The 23,196-nt window shown below is 66.7% G+C and carries 23 protein-coding genes; 20 read left to right on the top strand and 3 right to left on the bottom strand.

Features of this window, described 5'->3' with window-relative positions; genetic code table 11:
• Positions 1 to 10 precede the first annotated feature (10 nt).
• The 16 genes from zipA (at position 11) to FB548_RS11795 (ending at position 15,663) form a co-directional block, all read left to right on the top strand.
• Positions 11 to 745 (top strand): cell division protein ZipA, encoded by a 735-nt coding sequence (zipA, locus tag FB548_RS11870; RefSeq protein WP_142124986.1) that lies wholly within the window; start codon positions 11 to 13, stop codon positions 743 to 745.
• Between the two features lie 35 nt (positions 746 to 780).
• Positions 781 to 1,215, top strand: coding sequence for a T6SS immunity protein Tdi1 domain-containing protein (locus FB548_RS11865; RefSeq protein ID WP_142124985.1), 435 nt, complete (start codon positions 781 to 783; stop codon positions 1,213 to 1,215).
• Between the two features lie 139 nt (positions 1,216 to 1,354).
• On the top strand, positions 1,355 to 1,954 hold the full coding sequence (locus FB548_RS11860) for a hypothetical protein (protein ID WP_142124984.1): 600 nt from the start codon (positions 1,355 to 1,357) through the stop codon (positions 1,952 to 1,954).
• Positions 1,955 to 1,963: 9 nt separating this feature from the next.
• A complete protein-coding gene (locus tag FB548_RS19010; protein ID WP_345775916.1) occupies positions 1,964 to 2,443 on the top strand; it encodes a DUF2200 family protein in 480 nt (159 codons plus the stop codon).
• 98 nt (positions 2,444 to 2,541) lie between these two features.
• Complete coding sequence (locus tag FB548_RS11850; RefSeq protein WP_142124983.1) at positions 2,542 to 2,889, top strand: low molecular weight protein tyrosine phosphatase family protein; 348 nt, start codon at positions 2,542 to 2,544, stop codon at positions 2,887 to 2,889.
• Between the two features lie 60 nt (positions 2,890 to 2,949).
• A complete protein-coding gene (locus tag FB548_RS11845) occupies positions 2,950 to 3,456 on the top strand; it encodes a DUF2314 domain-containing protein (RefSeq protein ID WP_142124982.1) in 507 nt (168 codons plus the stop codon).
• A 216-nt stretch (positions 3,457 to 3,672) separates the two neighbouring features.
• Positions 3,673 to 4,032, top strand: coding sequence for a GFA family protein (locus FB548_RS11840; protein ID WP_142124981.1), 360 nt, complete (start codon positions 3,673 to 3,675; stop codon positions 4,030 to 4,032).
• Between the two features lie 23 nt (positions 4,033 to 4,055).
• Positions 4,056 to 4,598: a hypothetical protein gene (locus tag FB548_RS11835; RefSeq protein WP_142124980.1), complete on the top strand. Its 543-nt coding sequence runs from the start codon at positions 4,056 to 4,058 to the stop codon at positions 4,596 to 4,598.
• A gap of 467 nt (positions 4,599 to 5,065) precedes the next feature.
• On the top strand, positions 5,066 to 7,408 hold the full coding sequence (gene ligA, locus FB548_RS11830; protein ID WP_142124979.1) for an NAD-dependent DNA ligase LigA: 2,343 nt from the start codon (positions 5,066 to 5,068) through the stop codon (positions 7,406 to 7,408).
• Between the two features lie 154 nt (positions 7,409 to 7,562).
• On the top strand, positions 7,563 to 8,531 hold the full coding sequence (gene epmA, locus FB548_RS11825) for an EF-P lysine aminoacylase EpmA (RefSeq protein WP_142124978.1): 969 nt from the start codon (positions 7,563 to 7,565) through the stop codon (positions 8,529 to 8,531).
• A gap of 109 nt (positions 8,532 to 8,640) precedes the next feature.
• A complete protein-coding gene (locus FB548_RS11820; RefSeq protein WP_255470516.1) occupies positions 8,641 to 9,378 on the top strand; it encodes a DUF3011 domain-containing protein in 738 nt (245 codons plus the stop codon).
• Positions 9,379 to 9,425: 47 nt separating this feature from the next.
• Positions 9,426 to 10,484 carry an S-methyl-5-thioribose-1-phosphate isomerase gene (mtnA, locus tag FB548_RS11815; protein ID WP_142124976.1) on the top strand — a complete coding sequence of 353 codons (1,059 nt, stop codon included), beginning with the start codon at positions 9,426 to 9,428 and terminating at the stop codon, positions 10,482 to 10,484.
• A gap of 175 nt (positions 10,485 to 10,659) precedes the next feature.
• The gene (locus tag FB548_RS11810; RefSeq protein WP_185742091.1) at positions 10,660 to 11,799 is read left to right on the top strand and encodes a GGDEF domain-containing protein; all 1,140 of its coding nucleotides are present in this window, start codon (positions 10,660 to 10,662) and stop codon (positions 11,797 to 11,799) included.
• 109 nt (positions 11,800 to 11,908) lie between these two features.
• Entirely contained in the window at positions 11,909 to 13,714 is a 1,806-nt protein-coding gene (locus FB548_RS11805; protein ID WP_142124974.1) for an ATP-binding protein, read from the top strand.
• On the top strand, positions 13,711 to 14,151 hold the full coding sequence (locus FB548_RS11800) for a response regulator (RefSeq protein WP_142124973.1): 441 nt from the start codon (positions 13,711 to 13,713) through the stop codon (positions 14,149 to 14,151). The genes FB548_RS11805 and FB548_RS11800 overlap by 4 nt, the downstream gene beginning before the upstream one ends.
• A gap of 3 nt (positions 14,152 to 14,154) precedes the next feature.
• Positions 14,155 to 15,663, top strand: coding sequence for an ATP-binding protein (locus FB548_RS11795; RefSeq protein WP_142124972.1), 1,509 nt, complete (start codon positions 14,155 to 14,157; stop codon positions 15,661 to 15,663).
• A gap of 32 nt (positions 15,664 to 15,695) precedes the next feature.
• On the opposite strand, the gene FB548_RS11790 is transcribed toward FB548_RS11795, so the two are convergent.
• The 3 genes from FB548_RS11790 to FB548_RS11780 form a co-directional block, all read right to left on the bottom strand.
• Positions 15,696 to 16,028: a hypothetical protein gene (locus FB548_RS11790; RefSeq protein WP_142124971.1), complete on the bottom strand. Its 333-nt coding sequence runs from the start codon at positions 16,026 to 16,028 to the stop codon at positions 15,696 to 15,698.
• A 116-nt stretch (positions 16,029 to 16,144) separates the two neighbouring features.
• On the bottom strand, positions 16,145 to 16,624 hold the full coding sequence (locus FB548_RS11785) for a hypothetical protein (protein ID WP_142124970.1): 480 nt from the start codon (positions 16,622 to 16,624) through the stop codon (positions 16,145 to 16,147).
• 249 nt (positions 16,625 to 16,873) lie between these two features.
• On the bottom strand, positions 16,874 to 17,227 hold the full coding sequence (locus tag FB548_RS11780) for a hypothetical protein (RefSeq protein ID WP_142124969.1): 354 nt from the start codon (positions 17,225 to 17,227) through the stop codon (positions 16,874 to 16,876).
• Between the two features lie 175 nt (positions 17,228 to 17,402).
• Here FB548_RS11780 and FB548_RS11775 point away from each other — a divergent pair, with 175 nt between their 5' ends.
• The 4 genes from FB548_RS11775 (at position 17,403) to lexA (ending at position 23,196) form a co-directional block, all read left to right on the top strand.
• Positions 17,403 to 19,823: a DEAD/DEAH box helicase gene (locus FB548_RS11775; protein WP_142124968.1), complete on the top strand. Its 2,421-nt coding sequence runs from the start codon at positions 17,403 to 17,405 to the stop codon at positions 19,821 to 19,823.
• Positions 19,820 to 20,677 carry a ribonuclease H-like domain-containing protein gene (locus FB548_RS11770; RefSeq protein WP_142124967.1) on the top strand — a complete coding sequence of 286 codons (858 nt, stop codon included), beginning with the start codon at positions 19,820 to 19,822 and terminating at the stop codon, positions 20,675 to 20,677. The genes FB548_RS11775 and FB548_RS11770 overlap by 4 nt, the downstream gene beginning before the upstream one ends.
• A gap of 627 nt (positions 20,678 to 21,304) precedes the next feature.
• Positions 21,305 to 22,426 carry an HDOD domain-containing protein gene (locus FB548_RS11765; RefSeq protein WP_142124966.1) on the top strand — a complete coding sequence of 374 codons (1,122 nt, stop codon included), beginning with the start codon at positions 21,305 to 21,307 and terminating at the stop codon, positions 22,424 to 22,426.
• Positions 22,427 to 22,590: 164 nt separating this feature from the next.
• Positions 22,591 to 23,196 carry a transcriptional repressor LexA gene (lexA, locus tag FB548_RS11760; protein WP_142124965.1) on the top strand — a complete coding sequence of 202 codons (606 nt, stop codon included), beginning with the start codon at positions 22,591 to 22,593 and terminating at the stop codon, positions 23,194 to 23,196.

Here is a 23,196-nt window from a genome sequence, read left to right as displayed (position 1 = left end):
AGAATCCCCTGTGTCCGACATGGCCATGCTTCGTATCGGAATCATCGTCGCCGGCATCCTGTTGCTGGTCGCGATCTTCCTGTTCGGTCGTCCCAAGAAACCCAGCCAGGGCCGCCGGCTGGAACCCGCCGAACGCGACACGGCGCGCGTCGAGCCCAGCCTTGCTGGCGACGACACCAGCGAGCAGTTGCAGGACTACAGCGACGACCGTGTCAGCCAGCCCGAGCTGGGCCTGCCCGGCGGCACGCCGGTGGCGGGCGTCGAAAGCGACCTGGGCAAGCGGCCCAGCCAGGATTTCGACAAGATCGTCTCGCTGTATGTCGCGGCCAAGGCCGGGCAGGTGCTGCGCGGCGAGGACATCGTGGTCGCCGCCGAGAAGACGGGCCTGACCTTCGGCCACATGAATGTCTTCCACCGGCTGGTGGAAGGGCATGCGGAACGCGGCCCGGTCTTCAGCATGGCCAACATCATGCAGCCCGGCAGCTTCGACATGGCCAACATCCGCACCCTGGAAACCCCGGCCATCGCGTTCTTCCTCACGCTGCCCGCACCGATGACGGCGCTGGAAGCCTGGGAGAAGCTGCTCCCCAACGTCGAGCGCATGGCCGAACTGCTGGGCGGCGTAGTCCTCGACGACAGCCGCAACACCCTCGGCCGCCAGCGGATCCAGCACATCCGCGAGGAACTGCGTGCGTACGACCGCCAGCATGAAGCGCCGCCGCTGACGAAGGCGCCGCGGTGGTGATTGTGGAGATCGGGCGGCGTGTTCAATAACGACGCATGCAGCTGATAGCCATCATTGAGGAGTCGTGGGGCTGGACGGGTTTGAGGCCGCAACTCGTCATCGGGGACAACGCATTCGGAAACTTGATCGTCAAGGACTTCGAAGAACACTACTGGCGGCTCCGTCCGGAGGACCCTTGCTGCAGGATGATTGCCGCCTCGAGGGCTGAGCTGGATACGCTCTCGAACGATCAGGGCTTCTCGCACGATTGGAATATGACCGAGCTGGTGCGGCAGGCGAAAGAGAGGCTTGGTCCGCTCCGTCCGGGGTTCAAATGCTGCCTGAAAATTCCTAGTGTGCTGGGCGGTGAGTATGGAGGAGACAATGTCGCCACGATGCCGCTTGAGGAACTTGTTTCCGTATCAGGCTCTATTGCGCGACAGATCGATCAGCTGCCTGATGGTGCAAGTATCAGTTTGGTGGTCAAGTAGCGTCTTGGTTGAAAAGCGTGCGTAGGATGGGTTGAGCCGAAGGCGATACCCATCGGCGGTGAAAAAGGATGGCCGCCGGGGTGCGCAGCTTAGCGATCGGCCATCAATCAGCATGTCTAGCGGTCGGGGGAATCGGAAGATGGCACGCAGGCGCATCGCAACGTGGATGGTTCTTCTGTTCGGCGCGTCCATCGTGGCGCTGATCCTGCCGTTGTTGAAGGCGCGGCCGACGGTACCGCCTCCACCTCCTGAAGAGATCCCGCCGTTCGTGCTGACGCGGGCGTTCGCGCTGCAATACGACGCGGTCGTGCTGCGGCTTGCGCTGGAAGGGCGCTGCCACATGGACCGAGAGTTTTTCATCGTGGCGTCGCCGCCACGTGACCGCGTGGATGGGCGCCGTGAACTGCGCCTGCTGGCACTACCCGAAGACCTCGGGTGTCCTTCCATCCACGTCGAGGATGGGGTCCGTTTCAACGCGAACGTCGACCGTTGCTTGAGCCAGATGGCGCGCGAGCGGTCGCACTCGCCCTTGCCGTGCCTCCAGCGAAGCTATCCCGGCATGGCGTCCTGGATGTCGCTTCAGATGCCACGGTACGGACGGGACGCAGAAGGCTTGCTCGCGACGGTGGACTATGGGATTCACTGCGGCCCGCATTGCGGCGGCGGGTTCCGGTCCAGGTTGCGGTTCAAGGAAGGTGTCTGGCATGTGCTCGGAACTGAGCCGACATGGATTTCATGAAGGCGTGGGATGAGTCGAGCGATGTGGCTTTGCACGACGGCGCCGATCTGTTTGTCGCCGACGGCAAGGCTGGCTCACGATGGGTATCGCCTTCGGCTCAACCCATCCTACGATTACTCTCCGCGCCCGGATTCTGAGGAACGCCAATGGCTAGCGCCGCATCTTCACCACCTCCTTCGCCAGCGTGTACCCGCTCTACGTGCAGAAGGCGGAGCGCAAGGGCCGTACGAAGGCGGAAGTCCGCGAGGTCATCCGTTGGCTGACGGTGTACGATCAAGCCTGGAGCGGCACATTGAGGCGAAGATGGATTTCGCCACGTTCTTCGCCGAGGCGCCGGCGTTTCATCCGAACGCGTCGCTCATCAAAGGCGTGGTCTGCGGCGTGCGCGTGGAAGACGTCGAAGACCCGCTGATGCGGAAGATCCGCTACGTCGACAAGCTGGTGGACGAACTGGCGAAAGGGAAGGCGATGGAGAAGATCCTGCGGTGAACCCGGACGGCGGGCCGGGGCCCGCCCTACCTACGTGTCGGCTGCACCATGTAGGCTGGGCCTTGGCCCACCACCACGCGATCCCGCACACTCCCGCCATGCCCCGCAACGTCCTCTTCATCTGCACCCAGAACCGCCTGCGCAGCCCCACGGCGGAGCACGTGTTCGCCGACTGGCCGGGAATCGAGACGGCCTCGGCGGGACTGGGTCATGACGCCGAGGTGCCTGTGTCGCCCGAGCTCCTGGCATGGGCAGACCTGGTCTTCGTGATGGAGAAAGTCCACCGGGTCCGCTTGTCAGCGAAGTTCGCCCGCCACCTCAACGGCAAGCGCGTGGTCTGCCTGGACATTCCAGACAACTACGACTTCATGGATCCGGCACTCATTCAACGGTTGAAGGAGAAGGTGGTGCGGTTCCTGCCCGCCGGAGCCGCGCGCCTCGGTTGAGCTTCCCCGTGTTGCGCGTGTGCAGTACCTTGCGCTGGGTCGCCCCTTGCAGGATCCACCATGCCATTACCCGTCAAGATCGGCTTGTTCCTCGCCTTGTGTGGCGCATTGTGGCTTTTCATCCGATGGCGTTCGCCGCGTCCCGAGTTTCCGCCGTTGCAGACGGACCCGGACGATCCCCTGCTGCTGGCTGCGATGGAGCGCGCCACCGCCACCCTGGATGCATTCCGCTCGCACCTGGCGGGGCCGCGCGAGAGCGCACTGGTCAAGCTGCGCTTCGTCAGCAGTTCCGGGCAGGTGGAGCACCTGTGGGCCGAGGTCGTCGAAGTGCTCGGGCCAAGCGAACTGGGCGTGCGCCTGGTCACGCCGCCCGTGACCCACAACGGCACGCTGGACCGCCTGCATCACTGCGCCTTCGAGGACATCGAGGACTGGCAGGTACGGGACAGCGCCGGAAAGATCCATGGCGGCTTCACCCAGCGTGCGATGTTCGCCATTGCGCGACGCGACGGCATTGCATTGCCCGAGAAGCTCAGGGCGCACGAAGCCGAGTACGCCGACACCTGATCACGCGGCCCGACATGCGCGCAGCGCGTAGGATGGGTTGAGCGAAGCGATACCCATCGCTCCTCTGAAAAAGCGTGATGGGTAGACCGGCTTCGCCGTTGAAAGCCGCCGATGGCTCAACCCATCCTGCGGTTGCTTTCTGATGCTCTGGTCCGGCCGCGCGTGTAGGGGTTCGCGTTGCTCACCCCGACCCCTCCAAACCCCATGGGATGCCCGATGAGCCGCCCCCTGCAAACCTACACCGGCCGCTGCCATTGCGGTGCCGTACGCTTCGAGATCGATACCGATTTCCCCGAGTTGACGCAGTGCGACTGCTCGATCTGCCGCAAGAAGAACGCGCTGATGGTGAAGGTGCACGAAAACGCCTTCCGCCTGCTGGCCGGCGAAGACGCGCTGACCGATTACCAGTTCCACACCCACACCGCTCACCACTACTTCTGCAAGGTGTGCGGCATCTATCCCTTCCACCGCAAGCGCGTCACCCCGGACTACTACGGCATCAACGTGCACTGCCTGGACGGGTTCGATCCGGCCGGCATCCCGGTGCGGATGACCGTGGGTGCGGGCATGCCATGACTTTGACCGGCTAGACTGCGCCCATGTGCCGTTTCATCACCGCCACGCTGCCCGCCACGGCGCAGATTGCCGCGCTGGACGCGCTTGCGCGTGCGCATGGCAAGCAGCTCCGTCCCCTGGCAAATCCGTCGGTGCAGCGACACCTGGCGCCCTGCGAGGCGTACTTCCTGACCACGCTCGGCCACTGCGACTGCGATGCGCCGTTGGGGTGGGCGCGCAGGTCGCGCACCACCGACTGGGACGAGGAAGCCCGGAAACTGGCGCGCAAAGGGTGGAGCACGGCCAAGGTGGCGCGGGCGCTGGCTCAGAAGCGCGAGCAGGCGGAGGTGGACGCGCAGGTCGAGGCACGCCGCGTCGACACCGCGATGGCGAAATGGGTCGCCTTCATCGACGCGGTGCTGGGCTCCGGACAGGTGCGGGAACTTGGCCTGCTGCTGCACCATTACAGCGGCCCGCTGGATGAGGACATCCGCATACGCGAGCGCCGTCCGGTGAGAGTGGGCGCCGCGCTGCCCGAGGTCCTGCGTGACCTGGACGAGGATGTGCTGTACCTGGTCCACGCGTGAAGCAGGGCCCCGGCGGGCGTCGGGCCTCACATTCCCGTCGCCATATCGGGCTCCGAGCCCCATCGATGGCTCTCCGAGCCTCGCGCGCACGGCTCGGAGCGCCGACGATGGCGTACATGAGCTCCATCGATGGCTCTCTGAAAGCCATCGATCGCCCTCAACGCCCCATCGATCACATTCCGAGCCCCATCCGTCGGGCTCCCCAGCCGCAGCGATCACACTCCGAAAGCCATCGATGGCATTCCGGAGCCCCATTGATCGCCCCCGGAAACCCATCGATGGCACTCCCAGCCCCATCGATGGCACTCGGGGCCCCATCGATGGAGCTGCAGTGCCTTGCGCTTGGGATTCCGAGCCTTGTGAACGATCCGGCCACGTGAGGCACGCGCGGGGCCGGAGGGCAGGGACGGTCCTCGACCCGCCGGCGTTGCGCCTTCCCTCACGGCGCGGGGCTTTAGAATTCCCCCATGACGCTGACGCCTACTGCCCGCATCGCCGACCTCCGCCGCCAGTTGGAGGACGCCAACCACCGCTACCACGTCCTCGACGAGCCCAACATCCCGGACGCCGAGTACGACCGCCTGCTGCGTGAGCTGGATGAGCTGGAGGCCGCCCACCCGGAGCTGGTCACCGCCGATTCGCCCACCCAGCGCGTGGGCAACGCCCCGGCCGGCAAGTTCGCCGAGGTGCGCCACGCCATCCCCATGCTGTCGCTGGGCAATGCCTTCAGCGACGAAGAGGTGGACGACTTCGTTCGCCGCATCGCCGACCGGCTGAAGCGGCCCACGCTGCTGTTCTCCGCCGAGCCCAAGCTGGACGGGCTGGCCATCAGCCTGCGCTACGAGAATGGCGTGTTCGTGCAGGGCGCCACGCGCGGCGATGGCGCCACCGGTGAGGACGTCACCCTCAACCTGCGCACGGTCAAGGCCATTCCCCTCAAGCTGCGCGGCAACGGCTGGCCGGACGTGCTGGAAGTGCGTGGCGAGGTGTACATGCCGCGCGCGGATTTCGAGACGTACAACGAACACGCCCGCCTGCACGGCGGCAAGGTGCTGGCCAATCCGCGCAACGGCGCCGCCGGTTCGCTGCGCCAACTGGACCCGCGCATCACCGCGCAGCGGCCACTGGCGTTCTTCGCCTACGGCACTGGCCTGGTGGAGGGCGGCGAACTGCCGGACTCGCATTCGGCCACGCTGAAGCAGCTGCGTGCGTGGGGCTTTCCGGTCAGCAGCCTCAGCGAAACCGTGGAAGGCGCCGACGGGCTGCTGGACTACTACCGGCGTATCGGCGAACGCCGCGACGCATTGCCGTTCGACATCGACGGCGTGGTCTACAAGCTGGACGACGGGGAAGGGCAGCGCGCGATGGGGTTCGTCTCGCGCGCGCCGCGCTGGGCCATCGCGCACAAGTTCCCGGCGCAGGAACAGATGACCGTGCTGGAGTCCATCGAGGTCAACGTCGGCCGCACCGGTGCGGTGACGCCGTGGGCGCTGATGCAGCCGGTGCACGTGGGCGGCGTGACGGTGACGCGCGCCACGCTGCACAACGCCGACCAGGTGGCGCGCCTGGACGTGCGCAACGGCGACACCGTGATCATCCGCCGCGCCGGCGATGTCATCCCCGAAGTGGTGGGCGTGGTGCTGGAACGCCGCCCCGCCGGCACGCAGCCGTGGCAGATGCCGACGGCGTGCCCGGTCTGCGGCTCGGAGATCGTGCGCGAAGAGGGCGCCGCGGTCTGGCGCTGCAGCGGCGAGCTGACCTGCCCGGCGCAACGCAAGGAGACGATCATCCACTTCGCCTCGCGCCGCGCGATGGACATCGAAGGCCTGGGCGAGCGTTTCGTGGAGGACCTGAGCGACCTCGGCATCGTGCAGTGCATCGCTGACCTCTACACGCTGACCGTGGACGACCTGCTGGAGATGAAGCGGCGCGCGGACGAGCGCGACGGCACCACGCCCGAGACGGTGAAGTCCGGCAAGGTCGCGACGAAGTGGGCCGAGAACCTGATCGAGGCCATCGACCGCAGTCGACAGACCACGCTGGAGCGCTTCCTGTTCGCACTGGGCATCCAGCACGTGGGCGAGAGCACCGCGAAGGCGCTGGCACAGTGGTTCGGCGACCTTCAGCTGATCCGCCGCCTGCCGTGGCCACTGTTCAAGCGCGTGCCGGACATCGGTGGCGAAGTGGCGCGCTCGCTGGGCCACTTCCTCGACCAGCCCGGCAACCAGCAGGCCATCGGCGACCTGCTGGCGCGCGGCGTGGTCATCGGCGACACACATCCGCCGTCGGGCAAGCTGCGCGCCGGCCTGGACCTGGCCACGCTGCTGGTGGACCTGGAGATTCCCAAGGTCACCCGCGTGCGCGCCGAACAGCTGGCCACGGCATTTCTGTCGGTGCAGGCGCTGCTGGACGCGCCGGTGCACAACTTCGTCACCGCCGGCCTGCCCAGCGATTCTGCAAACGCCTTCGCCGCGTGGCTTGAAGACGAGGCGAATGCGCGGCTGCTGGTGCGCAGCGGCGCGGCGCTGGAGGAGCTGCTGAAGGTCACGCCGGAAGACGCCGCCATCTCTGCCGGTCCGCTGGACGGCAAGACCGTGGTCCTGACCGGCGGCCTGGCCGCGATGAGTCGCGACGAAGCCGGCGAGAAGCTGGAAGCGCTGGGCGCCAAGGTGGCCGGCAGCGTGTCGAAGAAGACCCACCTGGTGGTGGCCGGCGAAGCCGCCGGTTCCAAGCTGGCCAAGGCACAGGAACTGGGCATCGAGATCTGGGACGAAGCACAGCTTCTGGCGTTCTTGGAGAAGCATGCATGAGGCGGAGCCCGCTTCTCTGTAGGAGCGACGTAAGTCGCGACCGCACGGCAACAGCGTTCCGACCCTTGAACGCAGCGACGCGAAACACGCTGCATGGCAGGAGAATTCTTCCGGTCGCGACTTACGTCGCTCCTACAGTGGCGGGAGGCTTGCCTTGACCTGGCAACCTTCGGCTTCGCTCGACACATTGCGCCTGCGCGCCTCGCTCAACCGGCTGATCCGCGAGTTCTTCCACGAGCGCGGCGTGCTGGAGGTGGAGACGCCGATGATGTCGTGGGCGGGCAATACCGACCCCAACATCGCCTCCTTCGCGCTCGAATTTTCGGGTCGCACCGATGGTGCATCGCGCACGCGCTGGCTGCGCACGTCGCCGGAGTTTCCGCTGAAGCGCTTGCTGGCCGCCGGCGTGGGCGACTGCTACGAGCTGGGCCGGGTGTTCCGCGACGGCGAGGCGGGCGGGCGGCACAACCCGGAATTCACCATGCTGGAGTGGTACCGCGTGGGCTGGACGCTGGCGCCGCTGATCGATGAAACCGTGGCGCTGGTGCAGTCGGCGCTCGCGCTGGTCGGTCGCACGGCCACCGCGTCTCGGATCAGCTTCCGCGACCTGTACCTGCAGCGGTTGGGGTTCGATCCGATGACCGCCGACCTGGACACCGTGCGCGCCGCGGCCAGCGGCATTGCCATCGATGGCGACGGCCTGACGCGCGATGACTGGCTGGACCTGCTGATGACGCACCGGATCCAGCCGGACTTCCCGCGCGACCAGGTGCTGGCCGTGTACGACTACCCCGCGTCGCAGTGTGCGCTGGCGCGCATCCGCCACGACGCCGTGCCCGTGGCCGAGCGTTTCGAGCTTTACCTGGGGCCGCTGGAACTGGCCAACGGGTACCACGAGCTGGCCGATGGCATCGAACAGGGCGAACGCTTCCAGCGCGACGTGGCCGCGCGTGCAGCGCGCGGCACGCCTTCGCCGTCGATAGACGCGCACCTGCTGGCAGCGCTGTCGCACGGCTTTCCCGACTGCTCGGGCGTGGCGCTGGGCGTGGACCGGTTGTTGATGGCCATGCAGGACACGCCGCGGATCGCCGATGTGCTGGCGTTCGATTTCGCGCGCGCCTGAAAGTCAGCCAAACACGCCATCAGCGATTCGATTCCTGCAAACGGTTTCGTGGGTTCACGTTCATGATGGCTGCGTAGATTTCAATGCAACACACACGAGGATGCATGCCATGGAACGTCGACTTCTTGCTTCGCTGATGCTGGGTGCCGCCGCGCTGCTCGGCACCGCCGCTGCCCACGCCGCGCCGCAGTACGGCAGTGATGGCTACGGTCGCAACGGTCAGGTGATCCGCTGCGAATCCAACGATGGCCGCTACCGGGAATGCCGCATGGACACGCGTGGCCGCGTGCAGGTGGTGAGACAGTTGTCGAAGACGCGCTGCGAGGAAGGCAGCACCTGGGGCCAGACCCGCGATGGTGTGTGGGTGAATCGCGGTTGCCGCGCGGAGTTCGCCAGCGGGCGCGGTGGATGGAATGGCGGTAACAGTGGGCAGCGCATCCGCTGTGAGTCGGACAATGGCCGCACGCGCACCTGCGCGATCTCCACGCGTGGCGATGTGCGTCTGGTGCGCCAGCTCTCCAGCGCGCGCTGCATCGAAGGGCGGAGCTGGGGCCAGGACCGTAACGGGATCTGGGTGTCGCAGGGCTGCCGTGCGGAGTTCGAGGTCCAGCGGCGCGGCAATGGCTGGAGCGGTGGTGGCTGGAACAACGGAGGGGGCTATGGCCAGGTATTCCGTTGTGAGTCCGAGCGCGACCGCACCCGTGTCTGCGACGTGGACGGCCGTGGCGGTGTGCAACTGGTGCGCCAGCTGTCCAGTGCGCCCTGCATCGAAGGCCGTACCTGGGGCCGTGATGGCCGCGGGGTGTGGGTCACCGCAGGCTGCCGGGCGGAGTTTCGCAGCCGCTGACATCGTGGCAGGGAGGGGCTTTCACGGCGGACCGTTACAATGGTGGCATGACCAATGCCATCGACTACGCCCGTTACGACCACGTCCGCCCGATCCGCTGGACCGGCAGCGCCCTGGAACTGCTGGACCAGCGCAGGTTGCCCTTCGTGGTGGAGTACCTGAGCTGCGCCACCAGCGACGAAGTGGCCGCCGCCATCCATGCACTGGCGGTACGCGGTGCGCCGGCCATCGGCATTGCCGCGGCATGGGGCGTGGTACTGGCATCGCGCGAGGTGATGGCGACCACGCCCGCGGAAGCGCTGGAGAGGCTGGAGCCCGCGCTGCAGCGGCTGAATGACGCACGCCCCACGGCAGTGAACCTGGCATGGGCGCTGGCGCGTATGCGCGCCGCGCTGAAGACGGCGGGCAACGAATGGCGCGGCGCACTGGAACTTGAAGCCCTGGCCATCGCCGAGGAAGATCTGGCCGCCAACCGGCACATGGGCGAACTGGGGGCTGCACTGATTCCCGCTGGCAGTGGCGTGTTGACCCATTGCAACACCGGCTCGCTGGCCACGGCCGGCTTCGGCACCGCACTGGGCGTGATCCGCGCCGGCGTGGCGCAGGGGCGCATCGGAAAGGTCTACGCGGGCGAGACGCGGCCCTGGCAGCAGGGCGCGCGCCTGACCGCATGGGAACTGCTGCAGGACGGCATCCCGGCCACGCTGATCGCCGACTCCGCTGCCGCCCACCTGATGAAGACCGGTGCGGTGCAATGGGTTGTCGTGGGGGCGGACCGCATCTGCGCCAATGGCGACACGGCCAACAAGATCGGCACTTACCAGCTGGCCATCGCGGCGCGCCACCATGGCGTGGGCTTCATGGTGGTGGCGCCATCGTCCACCGTTGACATGGCCACGCCGAGCGGTGACGCGATCCATATCGAAGAGCGCGATCCGGCCGAACTGCTGGGCATCGGCGGCACGCGCACGGTGGCCGAGGGGGTGCCGGCGTGGAATCCTGTCTTCGACGTGACCCCGGCAACGTTGATCGATGCCATCGTCACCGAGAAGGGCGTGATCGAGCGGCCGGATGAAACACGCATGCGGGATGCGTTCGGCGGATGAAGCGGGTCATGCGCCTGCGCCTGCGGGCGGAAAGCGCCCGCGTGCGTCAGTCCCGCCGGCATGCAGGCGGCAGCAGGACGCGTACCACGTGACGCGTTGCAGGCGACGGGCACATTCTGAACGCGCAGTGGCACGGGAGTTGCATCCTGAAAGCAGTCCCGTCCAGGAACCGCGCATGCGCGCCCGACTCCTCCATGCTCCGATCGCTGCCCCGGGCCTGCTGCACAGCCTGCGCGGACTGCTGTCGCGCGATTCCACCCGCGCGCTGAACGCCGAGGAACGGGAAGACCTCGCGCTGGCGCAACTGCGGGCCACCCGGCCCATTGTCAGCGGCGTGCTGTTGTGCGGCGCCGTGCTGCTGGCGATCACCGCCCTGTTCGACATGGCGGGCGTGACGCCATCGATCGGGTATCCCGTGTGGTCGCAGCTGCTGGCGTCCGCCTTGGTGGCGGGCTGCGCGGCAGGCGTATCGCGGATGGTGAACTGGCAACATCGCCTGGTACTGATGCTGCTGGCCACGCTGCTGACCGGCATCTTCATGAGCATGCCGCTGCCGGGAGCGACCGGCCAGCTGGCGCTGCGAACGGGCCTGTTCCAACTGCTGCCGCTGGCGTTGATGGCGCTGATGGTGCGTCCGGTATCGTTGCTGGCGCTTGCCCTGCTGATCGTGGTGATGGCACTGCTGCGCATCGCCCTGTACGGGGCGCCGGGGACGGGCAGCGCGCTGTACTGGTTGTATACGCTGACCACGATCGGCTTCGGTCTGGTGCTGGCGGGTTATCGGACGGACTTCGCGGTATCGGCCTGGCAGATGCGTCGCCGGCTCGTGCGGCAGGCGCATACCGATGAACTGACCGGACTGCTCAATCGCAACGGTTGGAACGAGCACGCCGTGTCGGCGCATGCGCGTGCGGTGGCGGCAGGTGTCCCGGTGGTGGTCGCGGTACTGGACATCGATTATTTCAAGCGCATCAACGACCACCACGGCCATGACGGCGGCGACCTGGTGCTGCAGCGGCTGGGAGACATCATGCGTGCGCGCGTTGGTGCCAACGGATGCGCGGCACGCATCGGTGGCGAGGAGTTCGCGGTCCTGCTGGAAGGTGAAGACGCACGGGCGGCGCGGGCGTTCGCCGAACGGGTGCGAAGCGAGTTCGGCAAGGAGCAGGGCGGCGTCGTCACCACGCTGTCCGCGGGCATCGCTGAACACCGGGCAGGCGAATCCTTGCGTGACCAGATGCGTCGCGCGGACCAGGCGTTGTATGACGCCAAGCGCGAAGGGCGTGACCGCGTGCACGTGGCGGCTGCTTCCTGAACGTCCTGATTTGATTCCAAATGTGACATCCCTGCGATAGCATCCTTGGATAACGGCGTGGCCGCGCGACATGCGCTGCTCCGCTGCCGTCCACAGATGCCGGGGGATCATGAACGACGACGACAGCGCCCGGCGAAGTTGGGGCACATGGCGACTGCCGCTGCTGGGGCTGGCCGTCCTGCTGATCGTGGTGGGCCCCGTGCTGCTGCTGCAGCGACTGTCGCGGGCGAATCTTGATGCCGCCGATGCCGTGGCGCACACCCACCAGGTGGAAGCGGCCGTGATGGCGATGGTCGTCGAGGTTCGCGAGATCGAATCCTCCGGCATGATGATCGCGCTTGGCGCGGACCATCCGCTTGCCCGCGATCGCCTGGCCTCCGGCAGGAAGACGCTGCCCGACCGGTTCGCGACGCTGACCGAACTCACGGCCGACAATCCCGAGCAGCTCGTGCTCATCGGCCGCCTGCGCGAACTGGTCGAGGCGCGCATGGAGGTCATCGATCAACTCATGGAGGCCCCCGAAGCGTATCGGGGTTCCGTGGTGGCGCCTTTGGCGACGCGCTTCCCCATCCGTGGCCTGTTGACGCAGATCCTGGACAACGAACGGCAACTGCTGGCCCAGCGCAACTACGATGCGCAGCGCCAGCGCCAGCGCGCGGAATGGTTGGCCCTCGTGGCCATGGGCGCGCAGTTGCTGCTGCTCGCCCTGGTGTTGCTGTCGCTGGGTCGCCAGGTCGCGCGCCGGCTGAATGCGGAGAAGCGGATCGCACAGGCCAGCGAGCGTGCGCTGGTGATGCTGGACACCGTGCGGGAACCCATCGTGCTGCTGGACGGCGACCAGCACATCAAGATGCACAACATCGCCTTCGGCGAGCTCTACGGCATGGGCAAGGGCGCAAAGGCGGGCAGCCTGGACGAACTGGGCAGCGCCTGGCAGGACAAGGTGATGCGGCAGCGCCTGGATGACGTGCTTGCACGAGGACGCGAGCTGTGGGACTACGAACTGCAGCAGGACACCGCAGATGGTGTGCGCCGTACCGTGCTGCTCAATGCACGCCGCATGCCGCTGCCGGGGGAAGACGAGTATGCCGTGCTGATGACGGTCAGCGACATCTCGCTGCAGAAGACCGCGCAGCAGGAGATTGCTGCGCTGAACCGCCAGTTGGAAGGCAAGGTCGAGCAGGTGTCGGAAGTGAACCGCGAACTGGAGGCCTTCAGTTATTCGGTATCGCACGATCTGCGTGCGCCGCTGCGGCATGTGGCTGGCTTCTCGGACAAGCTGGGCCGCCACCTGGGCGAGGATATCGACGACAAGAGCCGTCATTACCTGGAGGTGATCGGCGATTCCGCGCGCCGCATGTCGCAACTGATCGATGACCTGCTGGTGTACTCGCGCCTGGGCAGGAGCGCGCTGCGGCTTCAGGCGGTGGACATGCAGTCGCTGGTAGCCGAGGCGCGCGCCATGCTGGATGCCAACGAGGCCAACGAAGGCCGCGCCGACCGGGTGGAATGGCGCATCGCACCGCAGCCCATCGTGCTGGCCGACGAAAACATGATGCGGCAGGTATGGAGCAATCTGCTGGGCAACGCGCTGAAGTACAGCAGCCAGCGCGATCGTTCCATCGTCGAGGTGGGCCACCAGCTGCAGGCTGACGGCAGCCACCTGTTCAGCGTACGTGACAATGGCGCGGGGTTCGATATGGCGTATGCCGGCAAGCTGTTCGGCGTGTTCCAGCGTCTGCACAAGGCCAGCGACTTCCCTGGTACGGGCATCGGCCTGGCCAGCGTGCGGCGCGTTCTCGGCCGCCATGGTGGGCGCATCTGGGGCGAATCCGAGCCCGACCAGGGCGCCACCTTCTATTTCACCCTTCCCGCGGCGCTCGACGCTCCGCTTTCCAGAGAGAGAGATGCATGAGCGCCATCCGTACCATCCTGTTGGCCGAAGACAGCCTGGCCGACGCCGAAATGGCGATCGACGCGCTGCGCGAGGCCAATCTCGCCAATCCCATCGTGCACGTGGAGGACGGCGTGGAAGCGCTGGATTACCTGCTGCGCCGTGGTGCGCATGCCCAGCGCGAAGATGGACTTCCCTCGGTGCTGTTGCTGGACATCAAGATGCCGCGCATGGATGGGCTGGAGGTGCTGAAGACCATCCGTGGCGATGAGAAGCTCAAGCACCTGCCGGTGGTGATCCTGTCGTCCTCGCGCGAGGAAAGCGACCTCGCACGCAGTTGGGACCTGGGCGTGAACGCTTACGTGGTCAAGCCAGTGGATATCGACCAGTTCTTCCAGGCGGTCAAGACGCTGGGCACGTTCTGGGCGGTCATCAACGAAACCCTGCCGCGAGACTGATCCGTGCCGAAATCGGGAACACCGTTGGGACCTGTCCGTATCCTGCTGGTCGAGGATTCCGAACTCGACGCCGAACTGCTGACAGAGCAGTTGCACGAGGCCGGGCTGGATGCCGCCTTCGTGCGCGTGGACGCCGCCGACGACCTGCGCATGGCGCTGGCCGGTGCGCCGTTCGACCTGGTGCTCTCGGACATGGAACTCCCCGGCTTCTCCGGCTACGAGGCGCTGGAAATCCTGCGGGCGCATGATCCTCGGCTGCCGTTCGTGTTCTTCTCGGGCACCATCGGTGAAGAGACCGCCGTCAAGGCGTTGCAGGAAGGCGCAAGCGACTATGTGCTGAAGCACAACCCGGTGCGCCTGCCGGCCGCGGTGGCACGTGCCATCCGCGAGGCGCGCAGCGAGCGCGAACGCGAGCATGCCGAGCGCGAGCTGATGCGCTCGCAGCGGCTGGACTGCCTGGCGATGCTGGCCGCGGGTCTGAGCCACGATCTGCGCAATATCCTGCAGCCGTTGTTGATCGTGCCCGACCTGCTGTCGACCTACAGCGACGATCCGAAGATCCTGCGCCTGGGTTCGGTGATCTCGGAGAGCGGCAAACGCGGCCACGAGATGGCCGATTCGATGCTGTCGTTCGTGCGCGGTTCGCGCAAGGCCAGCGAGACCATCAGCGTGGCGGCGCTGTTCAGCGCGGTGCAGCTGCTGCTGCAGGGCAGCCTGTCGCGGCAGGTCCGGCTGACGGTGGAGCTGCCGCCGGAGGACCTGCTGATCGAAGGCAACTACACCGAATTCCAGCAGTGCCTGATCAACCTCTGCTTGAATGGCATCCAGGCCATGGCCGAACGCGGCGGGCAGCTGACCCTGTCGGCGACGCAGACGGTGGCCGCCGACGGGCAGGACTACGTGGTGCTGCGTGTTTCCGATGAAGGCAGCGGCATGGACGAGGCCACGCGCCAACAGCTGTTCACGCCGTTCTTCACCACCAAGACCAGCGGCACGGGCCTTGGCCTGATGTCCTGCAAGCGCATCGTCGAATCCGTGCGTGGGCGCATCGAAGTGAACAGCACGCCCGGGCAGGGCAGCGCATTCGAACTGCACCTGCCGGCACCTGCTGTCGACGATTGGACAGGCACGGAGGACACGGCGTTCCGGGATGGCGAGGGCCGCCGCATCCTGTTGGTCGACGGCGATGCCACGCGCCTCTCGCTGCTCGGCAACGCGCTGGCAAGCCAGGGCTACGATCCGATCATGGCGCCTGACGGTGCTAATGCGTTGCAGCAGATCACGCGGAATGGCCTGCCGCAGCTGGCGATCATCGACGACGACATCCTGCTGCTGTCCGCCGCAGACGTGCTGGCGGTGTTGCAGGAAGCCGGCTTCGAGGGTCCGGTGATCCGTCTGCGGGAGCCGGGTGCGCCGGACGGCGGCCACGACTGCGCCGCGACATTGACCAAGCCGGTGCAGGTCCAGGCGTTGTTCGAGGCAATCGAACACGCGCTGGATCTGCGCGCGTAGGCGCCCCTGCCTCGTGCAGGGACGCTGGATAGTCAGGCGTGGCCTGCGGCCGTGGCGACGGCAGGCTTCAGCCGCTGCCATACGGCGCGCATGATCGGCTGCGCGCGGTACCAGCCGATCGGCGTATCCGGGCAGTAGCGCTGCAGTCGGTCGCGCAGCGAGGGCGCGATGTCGTCGAAGTCCTGGCGATGGTGCAACAGATAGGCGTCGTACCCGATCTTCAGGCATTGCTCTAGATCGCCTACCGTGGCTCCGACCACCTGGAACGTGTCTTCGTCGAGTCGTGTCTTCCAGTAGGCGAGTTCAGCGTCGATGTCGACGATCTGGGCGGTCGCGTGGGCATTGCGATGATGCAGGCTGGCCATTGGTGATCCCCGGTCGGCGTGGTGGTGGCGACGTGGATTTTTTGTTCCGCCCGGTGATGCTTAAGTGAAATAAAGAGCGTTTTAACCTGTGTTTAACCGCGGGAGGTCTTTTACGTTCACCTTTGCATTCGCTGCGTGATGGTGCGGGTGCCCGCTTTGTTCATCGCCTCTGCCAACAGGGCGCGCTCGTCCACGACGGTCGCAACTGGCGGGGCGAACAGCGGAGCATCCTCTTCCAGGGGCGCATTGAGCCGCTCCCATACGCGTGCGATGACCGCGTGCGCCAATGGCCAGTCCAGCCGGACGCCACGCAAGATGCCCGCTTCGTAGCGGGAGGGCAGCGAGGGCAGCAGTTCTTCTAGCGATCGTCTGTGCGACAGCAGGTAGATGTCGTAGGCGAACTTGAGCGTGGGTACGTAATGGCGGAACGGCGTGCCCGGGCGGTGGAAGCTCTGGCGCGCGTAGGTTTCTTCCCAGAAGCGCAGTTCCGATTGGATGTCGATGACGGCGCACGGCATCGCATCATCCATCCATGCGGGGGCAAACGGATCAGACAGGCAGGAAGACATGAGTTCCCCTCCATGGCGCAGGATCATGGCGGAGGGTGAACCCATTGGATGAAATGCGGCTTACCAGCACATGACAGCCGCTTGCGTGCCCCGTCGCGACAGTCCCTGACTGCGCGCGGCCCCCTGTGGCAACGTGTCACCCCTTTCTCCCCGAAGGAGATGCATGGCTCACGCCCCTGCCGGATCTTGTCGTTATTGTGCCCCTGCGTTGTTGAAGACGGGGGGGCGTGCCATGGCCGGCCTACCGTTCGTCGTTTCCTGCAATGCGAGGCTGATTCAATGCATGCGGGTCGCACCGGCCCCGTGTTCGTCGAGCCAGCGCCACGTCTCGCGCAGCAACGTGCGGGCCACCGGCCAGTCGGGGCCGGAATCGCCACGCAGCCGTTCCCAGTGGTCTTCCAGTTCGAGTTCGGTATCGAGATCGAGATGTCCGGCGTGGTCGGCATGGGAAGCGGCGGCGAATGCGTATGCACGGCACGCGTCTTCCCAGGCGACATCCGGATGCAGGCGGCGGCGCCGGCCGTAGTCGTAGGCCGTGAATGCGGTGAAGGCATCGTCGGTCATGGCGCTCGAATGGCGGGGTGCCTGCCGAAGCGTGTCGAGTTGTTCGCGATAGAGGTGGCGGTTCATGGGGAGCTCCTGATCACGATGACGTGGTATCGCGGGAGACGTTACCCACGGGTGAGAAATGCCTTCAAAGTCCGATCACAAAGCTGAGGCAGTGGCTGCCTGTCAGCAGGCGGTCAGTCTCAGGGATTGAGACGCGGCACGGTTCTGATGGCGCACACGCCGCCGAGAGTCCGCCATGCCCGCCCAGACATCCCTGATCCGCCGTCACGCCACCGATGCAGCGCTGCTGCCCGTGAACGTAGCCGATGGCCGTGCCCTGGCAGAGCGGCTCGCGGGCAAGTACCACGATCGCGTGACCGGGCAATTCGTGATTCCGGGGCGCGAAGGGCGTTACGAGCCGATGCCGGCGGATCTGCCCGTGGAACTGGCCGAGGCGCTGCGCGCGCGCGGCATCGGGCGTTTGTATTCGCACCAGGCCGAGGCATGGCGGCATGTGCAGGCGGGTGGACATCTGGCCGTGGTTACGCCGACGGCATCGGGAAAATCGCTGTGCTACACGCTGCCGGTGGTGGCCTCGGCGCTTGAGCGCAGGGGCAAGGCGCTGTACCTGTTCCCGACCAAGGCGCTGGCGCAGGACCAGGTGGCGGAACTGCTGGACCTGAGCAGGGCCGGCGACCTCGGCCTGAAAGCCTTCACTTTCGATGGCGACACCCCGGGCGATGCGCGCCAGGCGATCCGCCTGCATGGCGACATCGTGGTCAGCAACCCCGACATGCTGCACCAGGCCATCCTGCCGCACCACACCAAGTGGGCGCAGTTCTTCGAGAACCTGCGCTACGTGGTGATCGACGAAGTGCACACGTATCGCGGGGTGTTCGGCAGCCACGTGGCCAATGTGCTGCGCCGGCTCAAGCGGGTCTGCGCGTTCTACGGTGCCACGCCGCAGTTCATCGTCTGCTCGGCCACCATCGGCAACCCGCAGGCGCATGCGGAAGCGCTGCTGGAACTGCCGGTGCATGCGATCACCGAGTCCGGTGCGCCGACGGGCGAAAAGCACGTGCTGTTGTGGAATCCGCCGGTGGTCAATCCCGACCTGGGCTTGCGCGCGTCGGCGCGCTCGCAGAGCAACCGCATCGCGCGGCTGGCGATCAAGGCGGGGCTGAAGACGCTGGTGTTCGCCCAGTCGCGCACGATGGTCGAGGTACTGACCAAGTACCTGAAGGACGTGTTCGACAGCGATCCACGGCTGCCCGCGCGCATCCGCGCCTACCGCGGTGGCTACCTGCCCACCGAGCGCCGCGAGGCCGAACGCGCGATGCGCGACGGCCGCGTCGACGGCATCGTCTCCACGTCCGCACTGGAGCTGGGCGTGGACATCGGCAGCCTGGACGCGGTGGTACTGAACGGCTATCCGGGCTCCATCGCCGCGACCTGGCAGCGGTTTGGCCGGGCAGGTCGGCGGCAACAGGCATCACTGGGCATCCTGGTCGCCAGTTCGCAGCCGCTGGACCAGTACGTGGTGCGGCATCCGGAGTTTTTCGCCGACAGCCCGCCGGAACACGCGCGCATCGCACCCGACCAGCCGATGATCCTGCTGGACCACGTGCGCTGCGCCGCGTTCGAGCTGCCGTTCCTGGCCGGGGAACCCTTCGGTCCGGTCGATCCGACGCCGTTCCTGCAGCTGCTGGACGAAGACAGCGTGGTCCATCGCGAAGGCGACCGCTACGAGTGGATCGCCGACAGCTATCCGGCCAACGCGGTCAGCCTGCGCTCGGTGGCCGACGGCAACTTCGTCGTCGTCGACCGCACCGATGGGCGCCAGGTGATCATCGCCGAGGTCGATTTCAGCGCCGCGCCGCTGACGCTGTACGAAGGCGCCATCCACATGATCCAGTCCACGCCGTACCAGGTGGAGCGACTGGACTGGGAAGGACGCAAGGCCTACGTCACCCGTACGCACGTGGACTACTACACCGATGCGATCGATTACACGAAATTGAAGGTGCTTGAGCGCTTCGACGGCTGCATCGCGGGGCAGGGCACCTGCCACCATGGCGAAGTGCACGTGGTGCGACGCGTGGCCGGCTACAAGAAGATCCGCTACTACACCCACGAGAACATCGGCTACGGCCCGGTGAATCTGCCCGATCAGGAGATGCACACCACCAGCCTGTGGTGGCAGCTGCCGCCGGTGTTGCTGGAGACATCGTTCGAATCGCGACAGGACGCGCTGGACGGTTTTCTTGGTGCCGCGTATGCGCTGCACATCGCGGCTACCGTCGCGGTGATGGCCGAAGGCCGCGACCTGCAGAAAGCGGTGGGCGACGGTGACGGTGCTTGGTTCGCATTGCCGGATACGCAGGGCCGCGGCCAGCTGCGAGGGACGGACAGCCAGGTGCTGTCGCCGGTATCGGGTGAGCGCTTCGTGCCGACCGCCTATCTCTACGACAACTATCCCGGCGGCATCGGCCTGAGCGAACCGTTGTGGCGACGCCAGCGCGAACTGGTGCAGCGTGCGGTGCAACTGGTGTCCGCGTGCGACTGCAAGGCCGGCTGTCCTGCCTGCGTCGGTCCGGTGCTGGCGAACGACGAAGACGCCGGGACCACGCCGCGCGCGCTGGCGGTGCGCGTGTTGCACCTGCTGGACGCCGCATGAGCGTCAGCCTCGAAAAACTGCAGCGGCTGCGACGCCAGGCAGGGCACGGCAGCACCATGTCGCCATCCGCGCCGCTGCCGCCGGTGCATGATCCCTTGCCGGCGCTGCGACGCATGCTGGGGATCCGTGAACGCACGCGTCCCGCCATGACGACGCGTAGCGGCGATCGTGCGTTGCCGGGCGAGGAGATCGCGCCCGGATTGCTGCGACTGGAGCAGGTGCTGCCGTTCGACGAGGCGCCGTCCCATGTCGACGGCACCTTCGCGCGGACCGGCGACTTGCCCACGCAGGGCATGCTGTTCTTCGACACCGAGACCACTGGCCTGTCCGGTGGCACCGGCACGCGCGCCTTCATGGTGGGTGCGTCGGATTTCGTGCCCGGCGGCCTGCGTGTTCGCCAGTTGCTGATCACCCACCTGTCGGCGGAGCCGGCGATGCTGCGGGCATTCGCTGGCTGGCTGTCGGAAGACACGCGGCTGGTCAGTTACAACGGACGCTGCTACGACGCCCCCTTGCTGGCCACGCGCTACCGACTGGCGCGACAAGGCACGCCGCTTGCCGGCATCGAGCACCTCGACCTGCTGTTTCCCACGCGCCGCCGTTATCGCGGCGTTTGGGAGAACTGCCGGCTGGCCACCATCGAGCGCAACGCGCTGGGTATCGTGCGCGAGGACGACCTGCCGGGATCGGAAGCACCGGGCGCATGGCTGCAGTATCTGCGTGGCGGTGACGCAGGCCTGCTCAGGCGCGTGCTGCTGCACAACTTCCAGGACGTGGTGACGCTGGCACACCTGCTTCTGCATCTGGCGCAGCCGGATGCTGGGACACCGGCGGTGGGGCCCCCGTTCGCCTGAGATCCTCCGTGATTGCCCCTCGCCGGACGGATGCTGGCAGGGTCGGGGTGTCGGCGATGACGCCATGCCTGTCGGCTTTGCCGCAGAAGCCGCCCCATGCGCCATCCCTTTGTCCCCTGCTTGCTGGTCTGCGCAGAATCGGCTTTCTGCGGGGGATCGCTTTTCCAGGGACGAATGGCCCTCCATGCTGCGCGGTGAGTATGCGCGGTCACTGTCGGGACACGGGCGATGGACGCCGCGCTGGCGTACACAAGGAAGCACAGTGGCAACGTCACCGGCGACGCGCTGGAAGCGCAGGTGGAAGTGGAGTACTTCCCCTGGGAGTACTTCGGCTTCTCGTAGCGCTACAACTACAACGACGTGGACCTCGATTTCGAGCGCACGCGCTTCATTGGCAACCTCAACCTCGACAACCGCGGGCCGCAGTTGCTGGGCACGTTCCGCTTCTGAGTCGCGGCGCTGTCGGGGATTCACCGACAGTGGAATGTGAAGGACTGCGCATTCCCCGCATCGCGATTCAAGAACGCCCGGCCGCGGCCGACATCCTTGCTAGATTTCATCCGGTCCGCGCCTCCTCAAGCAGGGGCGCGCGTTGAAGCTTGCAAGAACGATCCAAGGGGAAGTGCTTTGCGCATTCTGTATGTTGGCGACACCGCCTGCCTGCCTGACGACCTGGCCGACTACATCGGCGACATGGGTGACGAATGGACCGTGGAGGTCGTCGCCGACGGCAAGTCGGCGATGTACACCGTCGCCAATGGTCCGGTGGACGTGGTGATGGTGGGCCCTGCGCTCGCCGACCTGCCACCTGCCACGCTGCTCGGCCAGATCCGCACGCTGCGCCCGGAGACGATTCGCATCGCGTTGCTGGAAGGCGCTGCGGAGAGCCTGGCCGCGCCGATCAAGCTGATCGGCGTGGCGCACCGCTTCCTGCCGCTGCCGTTGTCGTCGGAGACGGTGCTGGAGGCGATCCACAGCCTGGAAGAACTGCGCGACCTGCTCGACAGTCCGCGCCTGCGCCGCGCCATCGGCCGGGTCGAACACCTGCCGTCGCCGCCGCACCTGTACTTCGCACTGACGCGTGCGCTGGAAGAGGACGAAGGCACCGCCAACGACATCGCCACGCTGGTGGCAGGCGATCCCGCCATCGCCGCCAAGGTGCTGCAGTTGTGCAACTCGGCCTATTTCTCCAACGGCCGTTCCATCACCGATCTGCGCGCTGCCGTCACGCGACTGGGCCTGGGCACGCTGCGCGACCTGGTGCTGGCCAGCGAGGTGTTCTCGATGAAGACCGCTTCCAACGTCGACCGCAGCGTCCTGCAGCAACGCGCATTGCTGGCCTCGCGGCTGGCGGCGAAGATCCTGCCGCGTACCAGCTCCGAACTGGGCGCGACGGCGGCGTTGCTGGCCGACATCGGCCTGCTGCTGCCGGGTGTGCGCGACGAGCGCGACACGCCAGCCGCCGAAGACGACGACCGCCCCGGCCATACCGAAGCCGGTGCCTATCTGCTCGGCCTGTGGGGCCTGCCGATGCCGATCGTGGAGGCGGTGGCCTTCCATCGCCAGCCGCAGCGTTCCAGCCTGCGCAGCTTCTGGGTGCCGGGCGCCGTGCACGTGGCCGGGGCTCTGGCCAGCAACGAACCCGTGGACGAGGGCTACCTGAAGTCGCTGGGTGTACTGGATCAGTTGCCCAACTGGCGGCAGATGGCCGAGACCATGGTCGAGCGAGCCGAGGAACAGGCGGCCTGACGAGCGCGTAGCCCGGGTAAGGCCGCAGGCCGCACCCGGGACGCGGATTGTCCGGTGACGCCATCCCGGGTGCGCTGCGCTTACCAGGGCTACATGCCTAGCCGATAGCCGGCGGCTCCGCCAGTCTCGCCCTGAGCGACGGGTAGGTGTACAAATGTACACCCATGAACCCCGTCGACCTGCCTCCCCAACGTGCCGCTGTCCTGGCCTTCTTGCGCCGGGAACTGGCGGCCGGGCGTGCCCCCAGCTTGGCGGACATCGCCGACGCCTTCGGGTTCGCGTCCCGCAATGCCGCGCAGAAGCATGTGCAGGCGCTGGTCGCCGACGGCCTGCTGGAACAGGCCCCGGGCCAGAAGCGTGGCCTGCGCCTGCCGGGCGGCATGGCGGACCTGCTGCCGCTGCCCGTATTGGGGCGGGTGGCCGCGGGCCAGCCGATCGGGGCCGACATCGGCCTGGACGAGCAGTTGTGGCTGGACCGCCGGCTGTTTTCGCCGCAACCGGATTACCTGCTGAAGGTGCAGGGCGATTCGATGATCGACGACGGCATCGTCGACGGCGATCTGGTCGGCGTGCATCGCACGCAGGAGGCGCGCGACGGACAGACCGTGGTAGCGCGCATCGATGGCGAACTGACCATCAAGCGCCTGCAGCGCGAGCGCCGCCGCATTCGCCTGCTGCCGCGCAATCCCGCGCATGCGCCCATCGACGTGCAGCCCGGGCAGGACTTCGCCATCGAAGGCGTCTACTGCGGCCTGGTAAGGCGCGGCTGA

Source organism: Pseudoxanthomonas sp. 3HH-4, from assembly GCF_006716465.1.
Classification (GTDB): Bacteria; Pseudomonadota; Gammaproteobacteria; order Xanthomonadales; family Xanthomonadaceae; genus Pseudoxanthomonas_A.
The sequence above is the reverse complement of the archived record's forward strand: the minus strand, read 5'-3'. Positions and strand labels throughout refer to the sequence as shown.